The organism is Endozoicomonas sp. ALB091, assembly GCF_049310265.1.
In the GTDB taxonomy this organism is placed as follows: Bacteria; Pseudomonadota; Gammaproteobacteria; order Pseudomonadales; family Endozoicomonadaceae; genus Endozoicomonas.
In genome coordinates this window covers 239,031-263,697 of the sequence record NZ_JBLYNQ010000007.1, presented here as the reverse complement: position 1 = coordinate 263,697, position 24,667 = coordinate 239,031, and the positions used below count along the sequence as shown (strand labels likewise).

Genomic DNA, 24,667 nt, shown 5'->3' with positions numbered 1-24,667 from the left:
GTGCTGGCGTTTTTCATCATGATACAGTTACTCACCCGGAGTCAGAGAGTTTGTCGGTAATGACCGGGGTAAACCGCCGTTTAGTGGCGAGGGAGTCATTGTGAAGCCTTGTGTAACAGATGGTGTAAATGATGTTCTGGCGCAGCTGGATAATCGGGTTTACAACTTTTCAGCCGGACCTGCACCGATTCCCTATGAGGTGCTGCAGCAGGCCCGGGATGAGATGATGAACTGGCAGGACGTGGGCGCTTCGGTGATGGAAGTGAGCCATCGGGGCAAGGAGTTTCTCGCGGTTGCCCATGGGGCCGAAAAAGACCTGCGTGATCTGTTGAAGATCCCTGATAACTACAAGGTGCTTTTTCTGCAAGGGGGAGCCCGGGGGCAGTTTGCGGCGGTGCCACTGAACCTTAAGGGAGACAAGGTTTTTGCTGACTATGTCAACAGTGGTTACTGGTCCCAGTCAGCTATTAAAGAAGCCCAGCGCTACCTGGATGTGAATATTGTTGCTGATGGCAAGGACAGGGGCTTTAATGCGATGCCTGCCGAAGACCAGTGGCGGATAAGTAAAGATGCCGCTTATTTGCACTACACGCCCAATGAGACCATCGGTGGTCTTGAGTTTTCCTTTATACCGGAGACCGGTGATGTGCCGCTGGTGGCGGATATGTCTTCCAATATCCTGTCCGGCCCGCTTGATGTCAGCAAGTTTGGTGTTATTTATGCCGGTGCCCAGAAGAATATTGGTCCGGCCGGTCTTACCGTGGTGATTGTTCGTGAAGACCTGTTGGAGCGCGGTTCATTGATGTGTCCTGCGGTGCTGGACTATAAACTGCAGGCGGGCAATGATTCCATGTACAACACGCCACCAACCTTTGCCTGGTATCTAGCCGGTCTGGTCTTTAAATGGCTGAAAAAACAGGGTGGGCTTGCAGCGATCAATGCGCTCAATCAGCGCAAGGCCAACAAGCTGTACGCTCAGATTGATGGCTCCGGTTTTTATCAGAACCCGGTGGACCCAAAGTGGCGCTCCCGCATGAATGTGCCGTTTACACTGATCAACCCGGAGCTGGATGCAACGTTCCTTGCCGAGTCCGAACAGGCAGGCTTTCGTTATCTGAAAGGGCACAAGGCAGTAGGCGGTATGCGGGCAAGTATCTATAATGCAGTGCCAGAGCAGCATGTGGCTGCTCTTATTGACTTCATGAAAGAATTTGAACGGCGGTATGGATAATGGCAGAAGAGAAGTTGGGGCAGTTGCGAATTCAAATTGATTCGCTGGATCAGCAAATCCTTGATCTGATCAGCGAACGTGCGCGATGTGCCCGGGAAGTGGCCCGTGTAAAAACAGAAGCTGACCCCTCTGCTGTGTTTTACCGACCTGAGCGCGAAGCCCAGGTACTTCGTAATATCATGAAGAAAAATGACGGGCCTTTGAATGACGAAGAGATGGCCCGTCTGTTTCGTGAAATCATGTCCGCCTGTCTGGCGTTGGAAGAGCCGGTCAAGGTGGCTTTTCTGGGGCCGGAAGGCACATTTACCCAGCAGGCTTCCCTGAAGCACTTTGGCCACTCTGCGGTTTGCGTGCCCATGGCGGCCATTGATGAGGTATTCCGGGAAGTGGCTGCCGGTGCGGTCAACTATGGTGTGGTGCCGGTGGAAAACTCCACGGAAGGTGTGGTCAGTCATACCCTGGACAGCTTTCTGGACTCTTCACTGAAGATCTGTGGTGAAGTGGTACTGCGCATCCATCAACACATGATGATTTCAGAAAACACCCGGCGGGATCATATTACCCGCATCTACTCCCATGCCCAGTCGTTTGCCCAGTGTCGCAAGTGGCTGGACTCCCACTGGCCCATGGCCGAGCGGGTAGCGGTCAGCTCCAACGCAGAAGCAGCGAAGCGGGTCAAGGGTGAGTGGAATTCTGCGGCCATTGCCGGTGATATGGCGGCAGAAATGTATGGTCTGGAAAAAATTGCCGAGAAAATTGAAGACCGTCCTGATAACTCAACCCGGTTTTTGATCATTGGCAATCAGCCGGTTCCACCCAGTGGTGATGACAAAACGTCAGTGGTCATCAGTATGCGCAACCAGCCGGGTGCGCTCCATGCGATTCTTGAGCCTTTCCATGTGCACAATATCGACCTGACACGGGTTGAGACCCGCCCATCCAGAACCGGCATCTGGAACTATGTGTTTTTTGTGGATTTTGAAGGTCATCAGGATGACCCTGTCGTTGGCAAGGTGCTGGAGAAGCTGGGTGAGCGTGCCAATGACCTCCGTGTGCTTGGTTCTTACCCCAAGGGTGTTCTCTGATCGTTGTTGTATTAAGCGGGCAGGGATGATGGCGGTTAAATGCCCAAGGCTCATGACCGGTGATGAGCCTTATAAGCTAACTTTTCTACCACCCTGCACAAAATATGCTTGCGGTCAAAGTGCAGGGCAGGTTGCTACCTGCCTTACTTGGGGATTTCCACGGGAGGCATTTCCGGCCTACATCCAGAACTCTAGTTCCATCTGATTATAACGATTGTAACCAGACAGAATTTTTTCCAACTCTTTTTGATCAACTGTGTTGAGCAACTTGAGTGCAGATTGTGCCTGTTCCATGGCGTTAGCAATGTCCACTGGTAATTCTTTTTCAGGCGCAGCTGACAGATGCTCCGGAAAATAATGCAGTGCTATCTGATCATCCAAATTGTGCAATACCCGAAAGAGGTGACCTGTTTCTACGCCCCTCTTACCCAGTTCCGCAAGTTTATGGGACAGGTAACAGGCTGCAATGCTCTGCTTCGCTTGCTTAACCTCATTATTTTTATCTCTGGTCTTTTGGTCCATTTCCCGTAACTCATCCACGGGTAATCCCATGGCTAAACCAATCAAAAACCAGTTATGGCTCAATGGTAAACGGCGCAGAAAATCCGGGGTTAGCGGTAGTGAACTGGTCGTGGTGACAGAGCTGTCATCATCCTGGCGATAGAGTGGTTTGATGACAGGGGGCTGCTCAGAACCGGGCTCCAGAACGGGCTCCAGAAATAAAGACAATTTCTTTCTGTTAATTGCAATGTAGCGATTTAACTTTCCTTCCAGTCTGGGTCCTGCAGCTTCGCGTAGAGCATATAAGATATGTGCCGGAGTCAGCAGCCCGGGCTGACAATGAGTTGCTGCAAGCAGTAGTTCGTATATCTGATCATGGTCGGCTTCATCAACAAATGATTCCTTGAGAATGCTCTGGATTATTGGCAATGACACCCCAAGGGCATTACCAATGGCGTCAGCAGGTATCTTGATCTTTGCAATTCCGTTAGCCAAACAAAGCATTTGTCTAGACAAATTGCCTTCATTTACAAGGCTAAAAGTCACTGGATGACCTCTTAAGGCCTCAATGAAACGATGTGCACAACGGATGGCCATAATCTCAGGGTGGCTCATTATTTTTACCAGCTCATTTGTGGTCATGACCCCCCCTTGTTTGTCCAGAATCCTCTTCATCAAAATCATGGTTGAAAATCGGTTGACTCTTTTTGGGATAGATTGCAGATCCTGATCCATCATCAGTTCCGGATATCCGGCCGCAAAGGCAATTGTTGCCTTCGGAACTGTGCAAACCTGATAGTCATCTTTTTTGACGATCTTATGTAACTTGAAGAAATCCAGCTGATAATCCAGCTCAGCATTGGCATCAACAGTCTCTACAAAGGGAGGCGATTGAGTCCCGAGCCGACTCTGGTCAAATACAATACCAAAATCTTTACAGTGCAAATTAACCAGATCAAATCTTGAAATACCCAACAGCATTGTATGCAGTTTTTTATGGGTTATCAGCAGTTTTTCCATGATTGCTTTATCTTGTCGATTGACGACAGGCAGGGATAAATAGTTAGCCTGTGCATATTGCTGATGACTTGCAGTTTCTAAAATGTTGGCAATATCGGCTATTGGAAATCCCAGATATATGGCAAACAGTACCTGGTCCTCGGGTGATATGCCCCGGGTAAATTTATCGCCCAAATTATTCCAGTATACAGTGCCGTCCAGTGGTGTGTCAGGCAACCGGGAATATTCAGTGCCGGAGATGACACTCCGTTCAAGCATCGGGGCGACGTTGTTTGCATTAACAATGGAAGGCTCTGTTTTTACTGACTTCGGGGGGGGCGATTCAGTAGCTGGATTGACAGTGGGTGGCCTTTTCAATGATTTGAAAGTAATTCGACTTGTTGCAACTGTGCTCATCATAGCGTTGAGAAATTTTATGCTTTCCGAACCGAAATAAGGAACAACCCGGGCCATTAATTGTCCCTGTCTGGTGGCTTTAGCGATCTTCCCGGGTAATTTTTTTTCAGGTTGGTCATCCGCATGCTTTGGAAAGTAAGCCAGTGTTGCCTGATCATCCAGAATCTTCAGTGCCTGGTAAAGATGACCTGTTTCCAACCTCTTTAGAACCAGTGTTCGGGATAATTCCGGAGCTGCAAGGCTCAGCCTTTTTTTGTCTGGCGCACCGTTTTCAAAGATCGTTCTGGAACCAATCCTTTCCAGCTCATCCCCTGACAGCCCCATGGTTAAACCAATCAAAAACCAGTTATGGCTTAATGGCAGGTTACGCAAAAAATCCAGGGTCAACGGTTGCGAACTGACAATCCCGTTAGAGTTGTCATCTTCCGGCCGATAGAGTGGTTTGAGTTCAGGTAACTCTTCAGGAGTGAATTCGTTTAGCCAGGGTAAACATGTATTCCTTTTGTCTGATTTTTTATCCTTTTCTATCCATTTTTCTAACTCTTCGCGACAACCACTGGCACTGCCTGCTTCCCGCAGTGCATGGATAATGTGCCCGGGTGTGAGTCGGGGTGAGCAAAGGATTGCTTGATTGAATAAATCATCGAACATTTCTTGATTGCTTACCAAGTTATAATCTCTATCAACAATTTTCTGGATGATATGCAACGGTACCCCCAGTGCCCGGCCCAAATGTTCAGCGTTTATCCCAAGCACTGAAACCTGGAATGTCAGATCGACAATCTGCTTATTCCAGCTTAAGTTATGGCTGCGGAAAAAAGGTATGGTGTTGCCTTTCAGCGATTCAATGAGGCGGTACGCGCAGCTGATAATCATAATCTCAGGATTGTGCATTATTTTAACTATTTCATTTGTGGTAATGCTCCCACCGTGTTTATCCAGGATTTTCTTAAACAGGAGTGTGTTTACATAAAAGTTTGCTACGTCAAAGCATTGTTTAATATCCTGATCATCCATCAGGTCCGGGTATCCGGCAGCATAGGCTAATGTTGCCGTCGGAATATTATAAAAAAAAGGGCGTTTTTCTATTTGAAAGATCTTGATCAGCTTGAAAATATTCAGCTTGTGATTTAGCGCAGCATCATTATCTGCAGCCTGTACACAGGCAGGCCAGTCAGACAGGAACTGACTCTGGTCAATGGCAACACCCGACTTTTCACAATACAATTTCACCAGTTCTGGTCTTGAGGTATTCGCCAGCACTATGAGCCATTGTTCATAGGTTAACTTATGATTTTCCAGAGTTAAAAAATCTTCCAGCAGATGAAAAGGTGTAGTTGCATCATGCTGATTCGGAAATTTTTGCTCGAGTTTAAATAATTGATTTAACGGAAGATCCAGATAAATAGCGAACACATACACATTGAAGAACGTTAGGCTTTCTCTGATTTGCTGGTCCAACTCTCCCCATTTGACAAAGTCACCCGGTTGTTTTGCAGGCAGTGGGTCAGAGGCAAAGCCGGATTCAAGACTCCGTGCAGATATGGCAATTGCAGATGTTGATGATGCTGGCTCAATGGGTTCAGAGCCGCCCCCGGCAACGGCGACACGCTTTCCGGCAAAAGGGGAAATTGACGAATAACGGCTTGATGGCCCGTGGTCTGCCAATCCCGGGAGCCTGGCAGGTGGATCAGATGGAGGGATCGGTTGATGACCGGTTGAATTAATCATGAAACTGTCTCCAAAATTTTCATTGTTCAATGTCCAGCGGCACACGGCTGTTAATAGGGATTGGTAATCCGTGTTTTCGGTCACCCTGCATAATGAATATGCCAAACTCTCCGGGAGGCTGTCCGGTAATAATCTGTGCTGTGCAGCAATTGCTCCTGCATTAAATTGTTATGCCTGGCTTGGAGAATTAGCACTGAAAAAGCCGTACAAATGATTTAGACGATCGGACAGAAAAAAAGTTCAGTCGTCATTACTTAAACGCCTCACGAGACTGTCTTCCTGGCAGTAATAGCTGGAGCTGACGATCCAGAAAGCAGTCTTGTCCCGGCGTTAACCAAACACTGGACGATGTGGAAGTCGTTATGATGACACTGTTGAGAGTCGTTACAAATGCTCTGTTTGGCGCAGCAGACGAACTGTCCCCGGAGGACAAAAATCTGCTCAAGGCGGCTGGGAATGGCGACCTGGGATCGGTGAAGGCGATGTTGGATCAGGGGGCTGATATTGAGGCCAGGGACTGGTCTGGCAAAACCCCGCTATTTCGTGCGGTAATGTCGGAAAACCCGGAAGTTCTCAACGTTATTCTGGCTGCAGGTGCTTGCCTTAATGCCCGCGATTGTTATGGTCAAACTCCGTTGCACAAAGCCCGTAGCCGTGAGATTGTCAACGAGCTGCTGGCTTGGGGAGCCGATATTGAGGCCAGGGATAATGATAAAGCAACGCCACTAATGTGTGCGATTACACATCATGACAGACTGGAGGCGGCCAAGGCGCTTCTGTTCGCAGGTGCCAATATTGAGGCTGCTGATGAATTTCAACGGACACCATTGCATCTTGCGGCTATCTCTAAGTGCTCCGACTTGCGGTATATGGAGGTACTTCTGTCCGAGGGAGCCAATCTTGAAGCCAGGGAAAGAACTACACAATACACCCCGCTGCATGAAGCAGTATTTAGTGGTTCGGGCAAGAAAGTACAAGTATTGGTGGCTGAGGGTGCCAACTATAAGGCGCTAGATTGGAATAGGAGAACACCGTTGCATTTGGCCATGGGCAGAATTGACAAAATGAACGAACTGATGGCAGCGGTCGGCAGGTTTGACAGTATCGATTCGGATAATAAGCCGGTTAGTTTTCAGCCCCAATCACTTCAGGCCTGCGCCCGTACCGCTATCCGCTCGCGCCTGGTTAAACACCGGAAAAATACCGGACAACCGTTGTCAGAATCGGTACAGGATCTGCCGCTGGGTCCGACGCAGAAATCCTATCTTTATAAGCCCCTCATGGGAATTTAGGAATTGGCCCGAAATAATTCCGACATTTCTGAGCCTCAAACTCCGTTCGTCCTGAGCCTGTCGAAGGGCGTGTACTCCGGCCTCGATTATCGTGCCAGTCACCCTTCGACTCCGCTCAGGATGAACGGAGACCGAGTTTAAAATGTCGGAATTATTTAAGGACAATTCCTTGTCTATAACCAGCGACTACTTTTAATCGTCGGTATTTAAACTCCTCCTGAAATTATCTTTTTGACAATAATTTGTTGGAGCTATTGATGAATAACTCATCAAGCAGGTCTGAACCAGGCGATAAGCAAACACTGAAAGCGCAGCAAATTAGCGAAATATTAAACGACAGTAATTTTAATTTGCTTGATGCAGCCAGTCATGGAGATCTGGCATCGGTGAAGGCGTTGCTGCAACAGGGGGCTGATATTGAGTCCAGGGACCGGGCGGGCAGAACCCCGCTGTTTCTGGCGGTAATGTCGGAAAACCCGGAAGTTTTCAACGTTCTTCTGGATGCAGGTGCCAATATTGATGCCCGCGATGATGTTGGTGAAACTCCGCTGCATAAGGCTCGTAGCAAAGAGACAGTGGAAGCGCTGCTGGACAGGGGTGCTGATATTGAGGCCAAGAGCAGGTGTAACGGAACTCCGCTGATGTCTGTGGTTTCTAATCCAGGCAGCTTTGGGGCTGTAAAGGCACTTCTGGTCGCAGGTGCCAGCGTTAATGCCCGCAATCGTCTTGGTCGAACTCCGTTGCATTTTGCCCATAGCCAGGAGGTTGTGAAAGAACTTCTGGCTTGGGGAGCCGATATTGAGGCCAGGGATCATACCGGAGAAACTCCACTGTTTTCGGCTTGTCATCAAGACAGTCTGGAGGAGTTAAAGGTACTTTTGGCCGCAGGTGCCTGCGTTAATGCCCGGGATGATTTAGGCCGGACTCCGTTGCATAAGGCCAGGAGCAGTGAGATTGTGAACGAGCTGCTGGCCTGGGGTGCCGACATTGAGGCCAAGGATAATGATAAAGCAACACCACTAATTTGTGCGATTATTATTTATGGCAAATTTGAGGCGGCCAAGGCGCTTCTGTTCGCAGGTGCCAATATTGAGGCTGCTGATGAATTTCAACGGACACCATTGCATCTTGCGGCTGGCGATATGCGTCACGACTTGCGGTATATGGAGGTGCTTCTGTCCGAGGGGGCCAATCTTGAAGCCAGGCAAAAAATTACACGATATACCCCGTTGCATGAAGCAGCATTAAGTGCTTCGGGCAAGAAAGTCCAATTATTGGTGGCTGAGGGTGCCAACTATAAGGCGCGAGATAGGCATGGGAGTACACCGCTGGGTGTGGCCATGGGCAGAATTGACAAAATGGACGACCTGCTGGCAGCGACTGGCAGATTTGACAACATTGACTCGGATGATGAGCCGGTTAGTTTTCAGCCCCAATCACTTCAGTCCTGCGCCCGTTCCGCTATCCGCTCGCGCCTGGTTAAACACCGGAAAAATACCGGACAACCGTTGTCAGAATCGGTGCAGGATCTGCCGCTGGATCCGACGCTGAAAGCCTATCTCTATAAGCCTCTCATGGGAATTTAGGAATTGGCCCGAAATAATTCCGACATTTCTGAGCCTCAAACTCCGTTCGTCCTGAGCCTGTCGAAGGGCGTGTACTCCGGCCTCGATTATCGTGCCAGTCACCCTTCGACTCCGCTCAGGATGAACGGAGACCGAGTTTAAAATGTCGGAATTATTTAAGGACAATTCCTTGTCTATAATCAGCGACTACTTGTTTTAATCGTCGGTATTTGAACTCCTCCTGAGATTATCTTTTTGACAATAATTTGTTGGAGCTATTGATGAATACCCCATCAAGCAGGTCTGAACCAGGCGATAAGCAAACACTGAAAGCGCAGCAAATTAGCGAAATATTAAACGACAGTAATTTTCATTTGCTTGATGCAGCCAGTCATGGAGATCTGGCATCGGTGAAGGCGTTGCTGGAACAGGGGGCTGATATTGAGTCCAGGGACCGGGCGGGCAGAACCCCGCTGTTGCTGGCGGTAATGTCGGAAAATCCGGATGTTGTCAACGTTCTTCTGGACGCAGGGGCCAGAGTTAATGTCTGCGATCGTGATTATCGAACTCCGTTGCATGAGGCCCGTAGCCAGGCGATTGTGAAAGCGCTTTTGGTCAGGGGAGCTGATATTGAGGCCAAAGGCTGGTGTGAAGAGACTCCACTGATGTCTGTGGTTTCTTATCGAGGCGGCTTTGGGGCTGTAAAGGCACTTCTGGTCGCAGGTGCCAGCGTTAATGCCCGCAATCGTCTTGGTCGAACTCCGTTGCATAATGTCCGTAGCCAGGCGATTGTGAAAGAGCTTCTGGCCCGGGGTGCCGATATTGAGGCCAGGGATAATAACGGAGACACGCCACTGGCGGTTCAATACAATCTGGAAGAATTAAAGGCGCTTCTGGTCGCAGGTGCCAGTGTTAAAGCCCGCAATAACTATGGCCAGACTCCGTTGCATGAGGCACGTAGCCATGGGGCTGTGAAAGAGCTTCTGGCCTGGGGAGCCGATATTGAGGCCAGGGATAATTATCAGGCAACGCCATTACTTTTAGCGGTTTCAGGTGCTTACGAGCCGGAGGTGATCAAGGCACTATTGGCCGCGGGTGCCGATCTTGAGGCTACTGATCAATTAGGCTGGACGCCATTGCACCATGCGGCTGGTAATGGTGGATGCGACCTGCGGCATATCGGTGTGCTGCTGTCTGAAGGGGCCAACCTTGAAGCCAGAGCTGGTAACAGGCAATGGACCCCGTTGCATAAAGCGGCAATGGGGGCTTTCGGCAAGAAAATAAAAGTGCTGCTGGCTGAGGGGGCCAACTATAACGCAAAAAACAGCAGGGGCGTGACACCGTTGGACGTTATAGGTGGCAGCAACGAAGGCTTAAAAGCTCTGTTGGATTCAGGTGCCAGATGTAATCGCAGACTGACTGGCAGAAGGAGTTGCCTTATTCCGTGTAATTTTCAGCCCCACTCACTTCAGGCCTGCGCTCGCACCGCTATCCGCTCGCGCCTGGTTGAACACCGGAAAAATACCGGGCAACCGTTGTCGGAATCGGTGCAGGATCTGCCGCTGGATCCGACGCTGAAAGCCTATCTCTATAGGCCCCTGAGTTGGGAACTTATCTATAACCAGGGACTGTATTTGTCGTCAGTACTTAAACTTCCCTAGGGATTATCTTCTTGACAATAGTTGAAGCTGATAACAACATTTTCAGGCTGTTTTTGCCCGAAAAGCGTATTACCGCTGAAATTTTCCATAATCAATAAAAATTGCCACGAGTTGAAATGGCTTTTTCATCGGCTGAAATGAGAGAGCCCGTTTTCAAGTTTAATAACCCAACTGAAGGTCAAATTATGTCCTGTGATTTTCTGCAGCTGGCGGTACCCGGAGTAAGAGGAATGAGTCCTTATCAACCAGGCAAGCCTATTGAGGAGCTTGCCAGGGAGCAGGGCTTGAAGGTTGAGGATATTGTCAAACTGGCCAGTAATGAAAACCCTCTGGGGCCACCACCTGCTGCGCTGAAAGCAATGGCCGAATCCCTGGCAGAGCTGGCCCGTTATCCCGATGGCAGCAGTTATCAGTTAAAACAGGCGCTGGCAGAAAAACTGAAGGTAGCACCGGAGCAATTAACCCTGGGCAATGGGTCCAATGATGTGCTGGTGCTTCTGGCGGAGTCGTTTCTGGATACCAGCAGTTCTGCGGTTTTTTCTCAGTATGCTTTCGTTGTTTATCCTCTGGCTGTGAAGGCCGTCGGTGCTGAGAGTGTTGTGGTTCCAGCGCTGAACTATGGTCATGATCTGGATGCCATGGCGGAAGCGATTCAGGCCAATACCCGGATTGTCTTCCTGGCAAATCCTAATAATCCCACCGGTACCAGCTTTAGTGAACAGGATCTGCTGGGTTTTCTGGGTAAGGTGCCAAAAGAGGTGATCGTTGTCCTTGATGAGGCCTATTTTGAGTATGGGGTGGGTGGTGACCTGCCTGATGGTATCGACCTGCTTGACCGCTATCCCAATCTGGTGGTGACCCGAACCTTCTCCAAGGCTTATGGGCTGGCGGGGGCCCGGGTCGGTTACTCGATATCCAATCCTGAAATAGCCGATGTGCTGAACCGTTTGAGGCAGCCATTTAACCTGAATCTTCCTGCTCAGTTCGGTGCGGTTGCCGCACTGAAGGATGAAGCTTATCTGCAGCAGTCCATTGAGATTAATCAGCAGGGGATGGCATTCCTGGAGCAGGGGTTTGCCGACCTTGGGCTGAACTGGATCCCTTCATCGGGTAATTTTATCACCGTCGATCTCAAGCGGAATGCCATGTCGGTCTATGAAGGGTTGTTGTCCAAAGGCATTATTGTTCGGCCAGTGGCCAATTACGGCATGCCTGAGCACCTCCGTATTTCCATTGGTTTGCCGGAAGAAAATCGTCGTTGTCTGGAAGCGCTGAGCCAGGTTCTTGGTCAGTCGTCGTAAGGAGTGCGTTTGTGAAAACAGTTGATACACTGCTGGTGGTTGGGTTGGGCCTGATCGGGGGATCTTTTGCAGCGGCGGTAAAGTCTGCCGGTGCGTGTCGGCAAGTGTATGGTTATGACCAGAATAAAGCCTCACTGGAAGAGGCCGAGGCGCTCGGGATCATTGATTATGGCTGCGAAAGCCTCTCCGCCGGTGTTGCCGCTGCTGATGTGATTATGCTGGCCGTGCCCATGCTGGCAATGAAGCCCGTTCTTGCGCAGCTATCTTCCTTTTTGCCCGATGGCGTTCCTGCTGAAAAAGTGATTACCGATGCGGGGTCCAGTAAAAAAGCGCTGCTGGATGCCACCCATGAGGTTTTTGGCAAAGTTCCCTCCTGGCTGGTACCCGGCCATCCAATTGCGGGGTCGGAAAAAAGTGGTGTTGGTGCCGCAAAAGCTACCCTGTTTCAGGCCCATGATGTCATCCTGACCCCGTTGGCAAATACCGACTCTCTGGCACTGGCAAAGGTCAGGATGCTTTGGGAGGCCTGTGGGGCAGTGGTCACCAGTATGGATCCCTGTCATCATGATGAGGTTCTGGCAAAGACCAGCCATCTTCCCCATTTCCTGGCGTTCTCACTGGTGGATACGCTGGCCGGGAATCCGGATAATCAGGATATTTTTCGCTTTGCTGCGGGCGGCTTTCGGGATTTTACCCGGATCGCTGGCAGTGATCCTATTATGTGGCATGATGTGGCGCTGGGTAATCATCAGGCGGTGCTGGAAGCGCTGGATGAATTTACCGAGGGCCTTCAGGTACTCCGGGAAGCGATTGTGCAGAAAAACAGTCAGTCGCTGCTGGGAATATTCAGTCGTGCGCAATCAGCGCGTCAGCATTTCTCTTCTCTGCTGGAGAGCAGGAAGCAGCGGGTGAAGCCATTGCCTGATTCTGTCATGACGTCTGGTTTTTCGGGCTCTGTGCTGATTGAAGGTGAAGATTCAGATAAAGACGTTATGGACACTATGAAAGAAAGTACCCAGACATTTATTGCCAGCCCGGGAGGATCTATCTCCGGTGAGTTGCGTGTTCCCGGAGATAAGTCTATCTCTCATCGTTCCATCATGCTCGGTGCCCTGGCGGAGGGGGAAACAGTGATTGAAGGGTTTCTCGAAGGCGAGGATGCCCTGGCAACCCTGAAGGCATTTCGGGATATGGGGGTTCAGATTGATGGCCCCTATCTTGGCAAGGTCACCATTCAGGGAGTTGGCATGCATGGCCTCAAGCCGCCGGAAGGGCCGCTTTATCTCGGTAATGCCGGTACTGCCATGCGCTTGATGGCCGGGTTGATGGCAGCCCAGTCTTTTGATGTTACGTTAACCGGTGATCACTCCCTGTCCGGTCGCCCCATGAATCGGGTGGTGGACCCGCTTGGCCAGATGGGTGCCACCATCGAGACCTCAGAAGGTGGTCGCCCACCACTGAAGATCAAAGGCGGTAGACGGTTGCAGGGTATTGAGTATCATCTGCCAATGGCTTCGGCCCAGGTGCAGTCCTGCCTGTTGCTGGCGGGCATGTACGCAGATGGTGAAACGGTGACGGTTGCTCCGGGTATTGTTCGTGACCACACCAACCGTATGCTGAATGGCTTTGGTTATACGGTCTCGGTCGATGGTGAGGATGGCAGCAGGGTCGCGATTAAAGGAGGGGGCAAGCTGACAGCTACCCGAATCGATGTGCCCTCCGATGTGTCTTCAGCGGCGTTCTTTATGGTGGCAGCCTCAATCGCCGAGGGGTCAGAGGTTCGTCTTTGCCATGTTGGCATGAACCCGACCCGTTCTGGTGTGGTTGAGATCCTGCAGCTGATGGGGGCGGATATTACCCTTGAAAACGAGTCCGTTGTGGGTGGCGAGCCCGTGGCCGACCTGGTGGTGCGTTCCGCGCCGCTGAAGGGTATTGATATTCCTGAGCGTCTGGTGCCCATCGCCATTGATGAATTTCCGGTGCTTTTTGTTGCAGCAGCCTGTGCAGAAGGCAGAACGCTGCTCACGGGTGCCCGTGAGCTTCGGGTGAAAGAGAGTGACCGGATTCAGGCCATGGCCGATGGCTTGATTGCCCTGGGTATTGATGCACAACCATTGTCTGATGGTATGATGATCAATGGTTCCGGTAATGCTGCTTCTGAAAAGAAGGGGAAGCCTGTATTTAACGGTGGCACTATTGACAGCCATGGCGATCACCGGATTGCCATGTCATTCGCAGTAGCTGCACTGCGGGCAAAGGACGATATTCGCATTCTTGACTGTGCAAATGTGGCGACTTCATTCCCGGATTTTGCAGGCCTGGCCAATCGAGCCGGTATGCGTATTGTGGTAAAGGTAAATACCAGTGAGTGAGTCTCAGACACCAGTGACAGTGGTCACCATTGATGGTCCCAGCGGGTCTGGCAAGGGAACGATTGCAGCCCTGCTGGCCAGAGAGCTTGGCTGGAGGTTGCTGGACAGTGGGGCGTTGTATCGGTTAACCGCCCTGGCAGCGATGAATCATGGGGTTGATTTTGCCGATGAGTCATCCCTGGAGGTTTTGGCAGGCCACCTTGATGTTCAGTTCTTACCATCAGAATCAGGCGCAGGTCTGACCATCATTCTTGAAGGTGAGCGGGTGGGTGCCAGTCTGCGCACGGAAGAGGTGGGTGCCATGGCTTCCAGGGTTGCGGCACTGCCGGGTGTTCGGGCGGCACTGTTGCAACGCCAGCGCGACTTTGCCGAGCTGCCGGGTCTGGTGGCTGATGGCCGTGATATGGGGACGGTGGTGTTTCCCGATGCGGCGCTGAAAGTCTTCCTGACCGCCAGCGCCGAAGAGCGGGCCAAAAGACGTTATGACCAGTTGCATCAAAAAGGGATTGATGCTAGCTTTGATCGCCTTTTGGCAGATATTCAGGCCAGAGATGAGCGAGATAGTCAAAGAGCTGTAGCGCCGCTCAAGCCTGCCGATGATGCCATCATTCTCGACAGTACCCGCATGAGTATCCAGGAGGTATTCAATAAGGTGCTGGAACAGATGCGCCTGAGAGGGCTGGTTTAGGGATTTTCCTGACAGCCTGCCAGGGAAGTGGGTTCGCCACTTCAGCAAACCTGAGTGCGCCATAAGTTGCACTCAACATTATCTGGAGGTTCGTTTCTGGCGTTAAGCCAGCATTGCAGATTCGAACCTGATTAAAGTAACCCACTCCGGCTGGCGGTGTGGATGACAACCAGTGTACGTTATCCGGTTATCATTGGCTGGTTTTTGCTGATAAGGCAGGGACTTTGCAGATGCGTACACTGTCACAGGAAAAATCATGAGCGAAAGCTTTGCAGAACTGTTTGAAGAGAGCCTGAAAGAAATCGAAATGAAGCCAGGCGCCATTGTCAGTGGTGTTGTGGTTGATATCGACAGTGACTGGGTAACTGTTCATGCTGGCCTGAAGTCTGAAGGTGTTATTCCCAAGGCTCAGTTTCAGGATGAGAACGGTGAACTGACCATCGCTATTGGTGATGAAGTCCAGGTAGCTCTGGACGCGGTAGAAGACGGTTTCGGTGAGACCCGTCTGTCCCGTGAAAAAGCCAAGCGTATGGAAGCCTGGAAGGAACTGGAAAAAGCCTTCGAAGCTGAAGACGTTGTTAAGGGTGTTATCAGTGGCAAGGTCAAGGGTGGCTTCACTGTTGACGTGGCGACTATCCGTGCGTTCCTGCCAGGCTCTCTGGTAGACGTTCGTCCGGTTCGCGACACGGCGCACCTGGAAGGCAAAGAGCTTGAGTTCAAGGTTATCAAGCTGGACCAGAAGCGTAACAACGTGGTGGTTTCCCGTCGCAGCGTTCTGGAAGCTGAAAACAGCGCTGAGCGTGAGCAGCTGCTGGGCTCTCTGCAGGAAGGTCTGGAAGTTAAGGGTATCGTCAAGAACCTGACTGACTACGGTGCCTTCGTTGACCTGGGCGGCGTCGACGGCCTGCTGCACATCACTGACATGGCCTGGAAACGCATCAAGCATCCTAGCGAAATCGTTAACGTTGGTGACGAAATCAACGTTAAGGTCCTGAAGTTTGACCGTGACCGTAACCGTGTATCCCTGGGTCTCAAGCAGCTGGGTGAAGATCCATGGGTTGCTATCACCAAGCGCTTCCCTGAAGGTGCCCGTGCTTCTGGCCGCGTAACCAACCTGACTGACTACGGCTGCTTCGTTGAGCTGGAAGAAGGTGTTGAAGGTCTGGTACACGTTTCTGAAATGGACTGGACCAACAAGAACATTCACCCATCCAAGGTTGTTAACCTGGGTGACGAAGTTGAAGTTCAGGTTCTGGACATTGACGAAGAGCGTCGTCGTATTTCTCTGGGTATCAAGCAGTGCAAGACCAACCCATGGGAAGACTTCTCCGGCTCCTTCAACAAGGGCGACAAGCTGGCTGGCAAGATCAAGTCTATCACTGACTTCGGTATCTTTATCGGTCTGGACGGTGGTATCGACGGTCTGGTTCACCTGTCTGACATCTCCTGGAACGAAACCGGTGAAGAAGCTGTTCGTCAGTACCGTAAGGGCGACGAAGTAGAAGCGGTTATCCTGGCGATTGACGCTGAGCGTGAGCGTATCTCCCTGGGTATCAAGCAACTGTCTGAAGATCCGTTCAATGCCTACGCTGGCCTGAATGAAAAAGGTTCTGTTGTTAAGGGTATCGTTAAGGAAGTCACTGCCAAAGCGGCTGTTGTCGAGCTGGCGGAAGACGTTCTGGCTACCCTGAAAGCTTCTGAAATCAGTGTTGACCGCGTTGAAGACGCAACTAACGTCCTGAAAGAAGGTGAAGAAGTCGAAGCTCGTATCATCAGCATCGACCGCAAGAACCGCAACATCAGCCTGTCGATCAAAGCGAAAGACCAGGCCGATGAAAAAGCAGCGATGAAAGAGTTGCGTACCAAGCAGGACGAAGAAGCTGCCGGTCCGACCACCATTGGTGATCTGATCAAGGCGCAGATGGAAAACAAATAATCCATCCTGTTCCTGATTGCTCAAGGGGTGCTTTTGTTTGAAAAACTGCCACTGATAGCAAAGAAAACCGCGAGTGCTTTTGCCTCGCGGTTTTTTTTGATCAAAAGGTTGTGTGAGATTTAGCCATTGTATTGCTTCGCTCTCAGCCGGGAACAGGAAGTGGCAGGTATTCTTATGAAATGTGTGGGCTAATCAAAGGGTTGCTTGATTTCTCGGTGTGGGTTAGCTAGTGTAGAAACAGTCTGGTTATTTAAGGCGCATTTAAACAATAAGCGGTGTCTAAGAAGGTCTGCAGGATCTTTTAGACATTCCGGGAATGGCAGGGAAAGGAAAAACGACGATGACCCGGTCTGAACTGATTGAGCGGATTGCCGAGTTGCAACCGCAGCTCTCTATCAAGGATATTGAGTTAGCTGTAAAGGCTATCATTGAGCAAATGTCCGATTCGCTGGCCAATGGCGAGCGGGTTGAGATCAGGGGGTTTGGTAGCTTCTCCCTTCATTATCGTGCCCCAAGAGTCGGGCGTAACCCTAAAACCGGTGAAGCTGTGAGCCTTGATGGCAAATATGTTCCCCATTTCAAACCGGGCAAAGAGCTGCGGGAAAGGGTGAATCGTGGCTTACAGGCAGAAATGGATTGATCGTGAATTAAGTTTATGGCGAGCTACGAGTTGCCTCTTGTCAAGAGCAGTTTTACGACAATAGTCGTGTGGTTCAAACGTCTTCTGGTTTTGGCGTTGTTTGTTGTTTTACTGGTGTTTTTCGTCAACTTTACCCTCTCCAATACCGAGCAGATCAGCCTTGAAATGGGTGGGTTAATGATGCCGACCGTAAGCAGTTCCACGCTGGTTATGGTGCCCTTTGTACTGGGTGGCTTTGCCGGTTTGCTGGTTTCCCTGATGCTGGTTATCCGTTTGCGACTGGCTAATGCCAGCCTGAGAAGAAAGCTTGCGCGGCGTGACGCCGAACTCCAGAAGTTGAGATCCAGTGCCCTGAAAGGGTTAACGGATGCCTGATATTGCGTTATTGGGCCTTATTCTAGCTGCAATCGTCATTGGTTATTTTCTGGGCTGGCGTGATCAGAAGAGAAGGCGGGTGAATAGCTCTGGCCAGCTGTCGAAGGACTATTTTGTTGGTCTGAATTATTTGATTAATGAGCAGACGGATGAAGCTATTGATGTCTTTATCAAAGCCCTGGATATCAATAATGACACCGTTGATACCTATCTGGCGCTGGGAAACCTGTTTAGCAAGCGCGGAGAAGTGGAAAAATCCATCCGTGTTCATCAGGACTTGCTGGCGCGCCCAAGCCTGACGTCCATCCAGTCTTTCCAGGTTCAGCTTGCCCTGGCTCAAAACTACTCTTCTGCTGGTCTGCTGGATCGTGCTGAATCCATTCTGATTGATCTCAGTCGTCAGAATCATGAGCTGCGGGACCAGGCCTTGCAGCAATTGTTGCGTGTCTATGAACAGGAACGGGAGTGGGTTAAGGCAGCAGAAGTTGCAGAAAGGTTGAGGCCGGGCCGGGGAGAGCACTTTGCTGTCATTCTGGCACATTATTACTGCGAGCAGAGCGAAACAGCCCTTAAGCAGAATGACCGGGTAAATGCACGCCGCCTGATACGTCAGGCGTTTTCCCGGGATAAGAACAGTGTCAGGGCCAGCCTTTTGCTGGGTCAAATGGAATTTGACGAAGGCAGCTACAAAGAGGCAATTAAAGTGTTGCAGAGAATATCGGTTCAGGATATCAGCTTCATGCCCCTCTCGCTGCCATTATTGGAGAATTCTTTTGAGCATACGGGAAGTGTGAGAGGGCTTGGCGCTTATCTTGGCCGTTGCCTGAATGAGCGTCCCGGTACTGCGGTTATCATTGCAATGACTCGTCTTTTGCTCAGGGAGTCAGGGGAGTCTCAGGCTGTTAACTTTCTAACGGCGCAACTTGAGCGTCATCCTACACTGAGAGGCTTGAATGAGCTGATTGGTCTTCGTCGTCAGTTTCAGGGTGACCTGTCGGACAATGTACTGGAATTGATTCACCATCTTACGGCGCGGATGCTTGAGTTTAAACCGGTTTTTTCCTGTGGTCGATGTGGTTTTTCCGGGAAAGAAATGCACTGGCAATGTCCCCGCTGTCATCATTGGGGAACAGTGAAACCGATTCAGGGTTTTGAGGGAGAGTAGCTCCAGTATTTATTTACTGTATTAGTCTGAATATGTTTCTTGAGAATTTCTGTTAATCCCTTCTTGTTTTGACAGGACTTCAAAACGTTATTCTAGCTTTGAACCAGACTCAGGACTGCCAACGGCGCATCACGTTTTTTTGGAAGGGACCGGGTTGACCAGGGAAGAAAGTTAACTGGATAGTTCCAACGAGGTAAAGTTCACTTTTGATGAACCATAAGGGTAGAGCGCAGTGTACTGATAGAAGTGTGGCTCCCCGAGCTGGACTCGAACCAGCGACCCAATGATTAACAGTCATTTGCTCTACCAACTGAGCTATCGGGGATCAAAAGATAAGGTGAATGATACCTTGCTTGTTGTGCCTGTCAAGTTACTGAGTACCAGAAGCTGGTACTCAGTAAAAATAGTCGGTCAGGTCAGGGCCGCTTGAAGTCTGTCCAGAGCCTTTTCCAGCGCTTCATCGCTGGTGGCAAATGATAGTCTCATGCAGCCATCAGAACCAAAGGCAGAGCCGGGAACCAGGGCAACGCCTTTTTCCAGGAAGAGAGCTGCCAGATCCGTATCCTTGGTAAAGCCCAGCTTTTTCATTGCTTCACTGAAATCAGCAAAAGCGTAGAAAGTACCGTCACCCTCAATAGCGCTCACGCCCGGCAGTTGATTCAATCGGCCAACAACGTAGTCATGGCGCTTCTTAAACACCTTGACCATCGCTTTCACGCAATCCTGTGACCCATTCAGTGCCTCAACGGCAGCAGCCTGGGCGATAGAGCAGGGGTTGGAGGTGCTCTGGGACTGGATTTTTTTCATGTTTTTGATCAGCCACTCTGGCCCGCCAGCGTAACCGATCCGCCAGCCGGTCATGGAGTAAGCCTTGGAGACGCCGTTCAGAACAATCGTGCGGTCATAGAGTTCAGGGCAGACCATCAGGATGTTGCAGAAAGGCTCTTCAGTCCAGAGGATATGCTCATACATATCATCGGTGGCGATCATTACCTCCGGGTACTTTTTCAGCACATTGCCTAGCGCTTCGAGCTCTTTGCGGTTATAAGCGGTTCCGGTCGGGTTTGAGGGGCTGTTGAGTACCACCAGTCTGGTTTTGTCAGTGATGGCGGCTTCCAGTTGCCCGGGAGTGATTTTGAAGCGGTTTTCCAGACCGGCTTCTACGATAACCGGCACACCCTCGGCGATGACCACCATATCCGGGTAAGATACCCAGTAAGGGGCTGGAATAATGACCTCATCACCTTTGTTCAGCAGTGCCAGGGCCAGGTTGAAGAAGCTCTGTTTGCCGCCGCAGGAAACCAGAATCTGGCTTTGGCTGTATTCAAAGCCATTATCCCGCTTGAATTTATCAATAATGGCCTGTTTCAGCTCGGTGGTTCCATCCACGGCAGTGTATTTTGTTTTCCCTTCAGCGATGGCTTTGACCGCTGCGGCTTTAATATGCTCCGGAGTGTCGAAATCGGGCTCTCCGGCACCCAGGCCAATAATGTCATGTCCGGCAGCTCTCAGTTCGGCAGCCTTGGCGGTGACTGCCAGAGTTGGAGATGGCTTGACCATTTGCACGCGTTGGGATGGATGACCAGTCACAGTTTTCCTCATTTATGGTTGTAACACTGAGAATTATAATGCTGTTTGCCTTCCGCTATTGGCTGGAGAAGTTCTCCCGGAGTCTGTGTAAGCTCTCTGCTGGTTTGGTTAGACTTCCTGTGGCGGAAACTATCTACCAATAGCTGTACTATAACGGTGATGAGTAGCAATTATCCGTCATGCGACCAACAGAAGGCATCATACACAATACGATGTACCGTTGGTATGCGTTTGTCGGTTACCGTTGGCAAATTTTTCTGCTCCAGATGGAAGGGTAGCATGAGTCGATCGTTTAAAGTTTCTTCCCGCTTCGGTCCTGCCGGTGATCAACCGGTTGCTATTGAACAGCTGGTCAAGGGCATTGATGCTGGCCTTGCCTGCCAGACATTGCTGGGGGTAACAGGCTCCGGCAAGACCTTCACGGTGGCCAATGTGATCGAAAAAATACAGCGGCCGACGATCATCATGGCCCACAACAAAACACTGGCCGCACAACTCTATGGTGAGTTCAAGGAGTTCTTTCCAGACAATGCCGTGGAGTATTTTGTCTCCTACTATGACTATTACCAGCCAGAAGCCTACGTACCTACGTCAGATACCTATATCGAGAAAGATGCATCGGTTAATGAACATATTGAACAAATGCGTCTCTCTGCCACCAAGGCCCTGATGGAACGACAGGATGCGATTATTGTGGCAACGGTCTCGGCCATTTATGGTCTGGGTGATCCACAGTCCTATCTGAAAATGATGATGCATCTGGACCGTGGAGACAGGGTGGATCAGCGAACCATTCTGCGTCGCCTGGCGGAATTGCAATACACGCGCAACGATGCGGATTTTCGGCGGGCCACTTACCGTGTTCGTGGTGATGTTATTGATATTTTTCCCGCTGAATCGGAAAAAGAGGCGGTCCGTTTGGAGCTGTTTGACGATGAACTGGAAGCCATCAGCGAGTTTGATCCGTTGACTGGCGAGGTTCTGAGAAAATTGCCCAGGGCGACCATATATCCAAAAACTCACTATGTGACCCCCAGACAGACCATCCTGGATGCAGTGGAAGCCATTAAGGTTGAGCTGGTGGATAGGCTCAATGCCTTGCGCGATAACAACAAGCTGGTGGAAGCTCAGCGACTTGAACAGCGCACGCAGTTTGATCTGGAAATGATGATTGAGCTGGGTTACTGCACCGGCATTGAAAACTATTCCCGCTATCTCTCCGGCAATAAACCCGGCGAGGCACCGCCAACCCTGTTTGACTACATCCCGGATAATGCATTGCTGGTGATTGATGAATCCCATGTGACTGTGCCGCAGATCGGTGCCATGTATAAAGGGGATCGCTCTCGAAAAGAGACACTGGTGGAGTATGGTTTCCGCCTGCCTTCTGCCCTGGATAACCGTCCTATGAAATTTGAAGAGTGGGAAGGACGACGGCCGCAGACTATTTTTGTCTCTGCGACACCGGGTAAGTACGAGGAAGAGAACCAGGGGCAGGTGGTTGATCAGGTGGTCAGGCCTACCGGTCTGGTGGACCCGGAAATTGAGGTCCGACCGGCCTCCTCCCAGGTGGATGATCTGCTGATGGAGATTAATAAAACCGTTGCCAAAGAGGAGCGGGTGCTGGTCACGGTGCTCACCAAACGTATGGCCGAGGACTTAACTGAGTTTTTGCATGAGCAGGGTGTCCGGGTACGTTATCTGCATTCAGATATTGATACGGTGGAACGGGTAGAGATTATCCGTGACTTGCGTATTGGTGCCTTTGATGTGCTGGTGGGTATCAACCTGCTGCGGGAAGGCCTTGATATGCCAGAGGTCTCCCTGGTCACTATTCTCGACGCCGATAAGGAAGGCTTTCTGCGTTCTGACCGTTCATTGATTCAGACCATTGGCCGTGCCGCCCGAAACATTAATGGCCGGGCAATTCTCTATGGTGATCGGATGACCGGCTCCATGGAGCGGGCAATCAGCGAGACCAGGCGGCGTCGCAAAAAGCAGATGGCCTACAACAAGAAACACAATATTACGCCAAAAGGTGTTGTCAAATCGGTGGCTGATATCCTTGAAGGGGCTGTTGTGCCCGGACGGAAGAAAGGCACTAAAGCTCATAGAGCAGTGGCAGAGCCGGGAACTGAGTATCAGGTTCCCATGACCCCGGACGTCATGGCCGCGACCATCAAGAAGCTGGAAGCAAAAATGATGGAGCACTCCCGTAACCTGGAGTTTGAACAGGCTGCTGCTGTCAGGGATGAAATTGTCTTGCTCAGAGAGCAGGTTTTAAAACACTGAGAGTAGGTATTTACACTGTTAGAATTAAGCTGATTGAAGTGTTGCATTTTTTAGCTGCATTGATAATATACGCACCACTTCAGTCGGTTAGCTCAGTTGGTAGAGCACCACCTTGACATGGTGGGGGTCGCTGGTTCAAGTCCAGTACCGACTACCATTTATTCTTCATCCTGCATTCCTGCTCCCTCGTTCACTCCTAAACAAATTTTTTTTTTTTGCTACCGGGTGGTCTCTGGGTCAGGTGCCTCTTCCATTTCCATTAGCTGATACCACTTCGCATCCAGTGCTTTCAACAGTTTTCCGCTGTCGTCTTTTGTATCAACCAGCCAGCCAGATGGGCAGTCAATAGAACGATAGCAGCGGATGACGGTTCTGCGGCGGTTTTTCTGGACCGGATAAAAATGAGTGGTCACCTGGTCTCCAGGCTGAAAAGGCATTTTCATGGCAGACTTCTGATATTTACCTGGTTTAGTAATCGACTTCGCATGTTGCTGTATTGCCTGTAAGGCTGACTGCTGAGACTATAAATAATATATCGGGTTTCTCAAAGCGGTTTCATTGGCGTGAAACAAGCTATTACATTCCTTGGGAACTATTCATATTTAGACTATCCAGCCTGTTTGCGCTGAACAGTTTACATCGGCTTATCAGGAATTGACTTTACCAGGGGACTGAACTGCCTTCGACCGCAGGTCAGCCTGACTTCGCCAGTAGATAGCACGGCAGATATTGGGGGAGACTTTGCGTTAACGCGATCGGCTGCATCTGATCAAGATGGTCCATCAGTGAAGATGAGTTCTATGTCAATAATGGCTCTTTGGAGGGTACCATGAGATTGATCGATGGATAGTAAAAGAAGATTTATTGCTGCCCAGGGTTTAAGGCAGCATTTCATGCTTTTTTTACGACAGTAAACTTATATTTTCCTGAAAAGGATTTAAATTTTCAGTCTGATAAGCATCAGCTTAAACACGTGCCCACCAACTTTCAATTCGACCTTTTCCTGCTTTAAAAGCAGCTTCACTAGCAGCCCCGGCTCTCTTAGCTGCCTGTAAGTATTGCCCATCCGCTAGCTCTTCCTTCATCTTTGAGGTATTTGTCCTCATTGCTTCTTCGTTTGTAAGGATAGCCAACTCTGATTTTGATTCATCTCTGGATTTTTTAAGGGCTGCTCGTGCTTCCTGACTACGATAAAAGTGAAGTGTTAAACTCACATTGCAAGTAAATATTTTAAAGTAATGTTTAAACTTTTCTAGCCAGACAATTTTACGCTTGGAAAGATCTTTTCCGCCAATTTCAACCTTGCCTGGTTGAGGTGCTCTTTTAGCATGTACTTGTTCAGTCTCTCGGTCAAATGCTTTACCTCTTCCAGTTTTTTTAGTGTCTTTAGGTTTTCCAGCTCTTCCAGCTTTTTCAGCTTTTTCAGCTTTTCCAGCGATTTTATTGTTAAGTTCACTAGCGGCTTGAGCAAATGATGCAGCGCTATTTTTAAATTCTTTAGATTGTTTATTTGTTTTTCCGAGTCTAGCCCCACGATTTTCAAATTGAGGCTGCGTCGGTGGTGTATGCCCTGTTCCCTTGAAAAAAACAAACATAGTCCGTACTCCTTTCTAGACCAATTTTTTCGTCAATATATGGAATAATGAGTAAAGGTAAAATTATACTTTAGTATCATTTCTCTATAAAAATAAGCTAATCTATTGATCTATATAGAATTATATTAAATCAGGTGGTTGCTTTCAGTTTTAAAAGTGACGGATGGCTGCCAGGATGCCTTGTCTGTAAATTGCAGAGCCATTCTTTTGCAAGCCTGCTGGCCACGACTT

Annotated in this window: 17 protein-coding genes and 2 tRNA genes; 14 read left to right on the top strand and 5 right to left on the bottom strand. The window is 50.0% G+C overall.

Annotated elements, in window-relative coordinates:
• Positions 1-100: 100 nt before the first annotated feature.
• Together serC and pheA are read left to right on the top strand one after the other, a co-directional pair.
• Positions 101-1,231, top strand: a complete 1,131-nt coding sequence (gene serC / locus ACO6UX_RS13295; protein ID WP_422448313.1) for a 3-phosphoserine/phosphohydroxythreonine transaminase — start codon at positions 101-103, stop codon at positions 1,229-1,231.
• Positions 1,231-2,316: a prephenate dehydratase gene (pheA, locus tag ACO6UX_RS13290; RefSeq protein ID WP_422448311.1), complete on the top strand. Its 1,086-nt coding sequence runs from the start codon at positions 1,231-1,233 to the stop codon at positions 2,314-2,316. The genes serC and pheA overlap by 1 nt, the downstream gene beginning before the upstream one ends.
• A 177-nt stretch (positions 2,317-2,493) precedes the next feature.
• Here pheA and ACO6UX_RS13285 read toward each other — a convergent pair whose 3' ends face one another.
• Positions 2,494-5,964 carry a hypothetical protein gene (locus tag ACO6UX_RS13285; RefSeq protein WP_422448309.1) on the bottom strand — a complete coding sequence of 1,157 codons (3,471 nt, stop codon included), beginning with the start codon at positions 5,962-5,964 and terminating at the stop codon, positions 2,494-2,496.
• 362 nt (positions 5,965-6,326) lie between these two features.
• Between ACO6UX_RS13285 and ACO6UX_RS13280 the strand changes: the two genes are divergently transcribed.
• The 10 genes from ACO6UX_RS13280 to lapB all read left to right on the top strand — a co-directional run bounded on the left by ACO6UX_RS13280 (position 6,327) and on the right by lapB (position 18,959).
• Entirely contained in the window at positions 6,327-7,256 is a 930-nt protein-coding gene (locus ACO6UX_RS13280; RefSeq protein WP_422448308.1) for an ankyrin repeat domain-containing protein, read from the top strand.
• Positions 7,257-7,513: 257 nt separating this feature from the next.
• A complete protein-coding gene (locus tag ACO6UX_RS13275) occupies positions 7,514-8,842 on the top strand; it encodes an ankyrin repeat domain-containing protein (protein WP_422448306.1) in 1,329 nt (442 codons plus the stop codon).
• Between the two features lie 260 nt (positions 8,843-9,102).
• Positions 9,103-10,482 carry an ankyrin repeat domain-containing protein gene (locus ACO6UX_RS13270; RefSeq protein WP_422448304.1) on the top strand — a complete coding sequence of 460 codons (1,380 nt, stop codon included), beginning with the start codon at positions 9,103-9,105 and terminating at the stop codon, positions 10,480-10,482.
• Positions 10,483-10,667: 185 nt separating this feature from the next.
• Positions 10,668-11,783, top strand: a complete 1,116-nt coding sequence (hisC, locus tag ACO6UX_RS13265) for a histidinol-phosphate transaminase (RefSeq protein ID WP_422448302.1) — start codon at positions 10,668-10,670, stop codon at positions 11,781-11,783.
• An 11-nt stretch (positions 11,784-11,794) separates the two neighbouring features.
• Positions 11,795-14,155 (top strand): bifunctional prephenate dehydrogenase/3-phosphoshikimate 1-carboxyvinyltransferase, encoded by a 2,361-nt coding sequence (locus ACO6UX_RS13260; RefSeq protein ID WP_422448300.1) that lies wholly within the window; start codon positions 11,795-11,797, stop codon positions 14,153-14,155.
• Entirely contained in the window at positions 14,148-14,843 is a 696-nt protein-coding gene (gene cmk / locus ACO6UX_RS13255; RefSeq protein WP_101749089.1) for a (d)CMP kinase, read from the top strand. The genes ACO6UX_RS13260 and cmk overlap by 8 nt, the downstream gene beginning before the upstream one ends.
• A gap of 256 nt (positions 14,844-15,099) precedes the next feature.
• Positions 15,100-16,779 carry a 30S ribosomal protein S1 gene (rpsA, locus tag ACO6UX_RS13250; RefSeq protein WP_101749090.1) on the top strand — a complete coding sequence of 560 codons (1,680 nt, stop codon included), beginning with the start codon at positions 15,100-15,102 and terminating at the stop codon, positions 16,777-16,779.
• Positions 16,780-17,119: 340 nt separating this feature from the next.
• On the top strand, positions 17,120-17,419 hold the full coding sequence (gene ihfB / locus ACO6UX_RS13245) for an integration host factor subunit beta (RefSeq protein ID WP_209199672.1): 300 nt from the start codon (positions 17,120-17,122) through the stop codon (positions 17,417-17,419).
• Positions 17,420-17,434: 15 nt separating this feature from the next.
• On the top strand, positions 17,435-17,794 hold the full coding sequence (locus ACO6UX_RS13240; RefSeq protein WP_422448297.1) for a hypothetical protein: 360 nt from the start codon (positions 17,435-17,437) through the stop codon (positions 17,792-17,794).
• Positions 17,787-18,959 (top strand): lipopolysaccharide assembly protein LapB, encoded by a 1,173-nt coding sequence (gene lapB / locus ACO6UX_RS13235; protein ID WP_422448295.1) that lies wholly within the window; start codon positions 17,787-17,789, stop codon positions 18,957-18,959. The genes ACO6UX_RS13240 and lapB overlap by 8 nt, the downstream gene beginning before the upstream one ends.
• A 249-nt stretch (positions 18,960-19,208) precedes the next feature.
• On the opposite strand, the gene ACO6UX_RS13230 is transcribed toward lapB, so the two are convergent.
• Both ACO6UX_RS13230 and ACO6UX_RS13225 read right to left on the bottom strand, forming a co-directional pair.
• Positions 19,209-19,284, bottom strand: a tRNA-Asn gene (locus ACO6UX_RS13230).
• Positions 19,285-19,370: 86 nt separating this feature from the next.
• Positions 19,371-20,519, bottom strand: a complete 1,149-nt coding sequence (locus tag ACO6UX_RS13225; RefSeq protein ID WP_422448293.1) for a pyridoxal phosphate-dependent aminotransferase — start codon at positions 20,517-20,519, stop codon at positions 19,371-19,373.
• A 309-nt stretch (positions 20,520-20,828) separates the two neighbouring features.
• Between ACO6UX_RS13225 and uvrB the strand changes: the two genes are divergently transcribed.
• Positions 20,829-22,841, top strand: a complete 2,013-nt coding sequence (gene uvrB / locus ACO6UX_RS13220) for an excinuclease ABC subunit UvrB (RefSeq protein ID WP_422448291.1) — start codon at positions 20,829-20,831, stop codon at positions 22,839-22,841.
• An 81-nt stretch (positions 22,842-22,922) separates the two neighbouring features.
• A tRNA-Val gene (locus tag ACO6UX_RS13215) sits at positions 22,923-22,998 on the top strand.
• 61 nt (positions 22,999-23,059) lie between these two features.
• Here ACO6UX_RS13215 and ACO6UX_RS13210 read toward each other — a convergent pair.
• Positions 23,060-23,284: a hypothetical protein gene (locus tag ACO6UX_RS13210; protein ID WP_422448289.1), complete on the bottom strand. Its 225-nt coding sequence runs from the start codon at positions 23,282-23,284 to the stop codon at positions 23,060-23,062.
• A gap of 522 nt (positions 23,285-23,806) precedes the next feature.
• Entirely contained in the window at positions 23,807-24,436 is a 630-nt protein-coding gene (locus ACO6UX_RS13205; RefSeq protein ID WP_422448287.1) for a hypothetical protein, read from the bottom strand.
• Positions 24,437-24,667 lie beyond the last annotated feature (231 nt).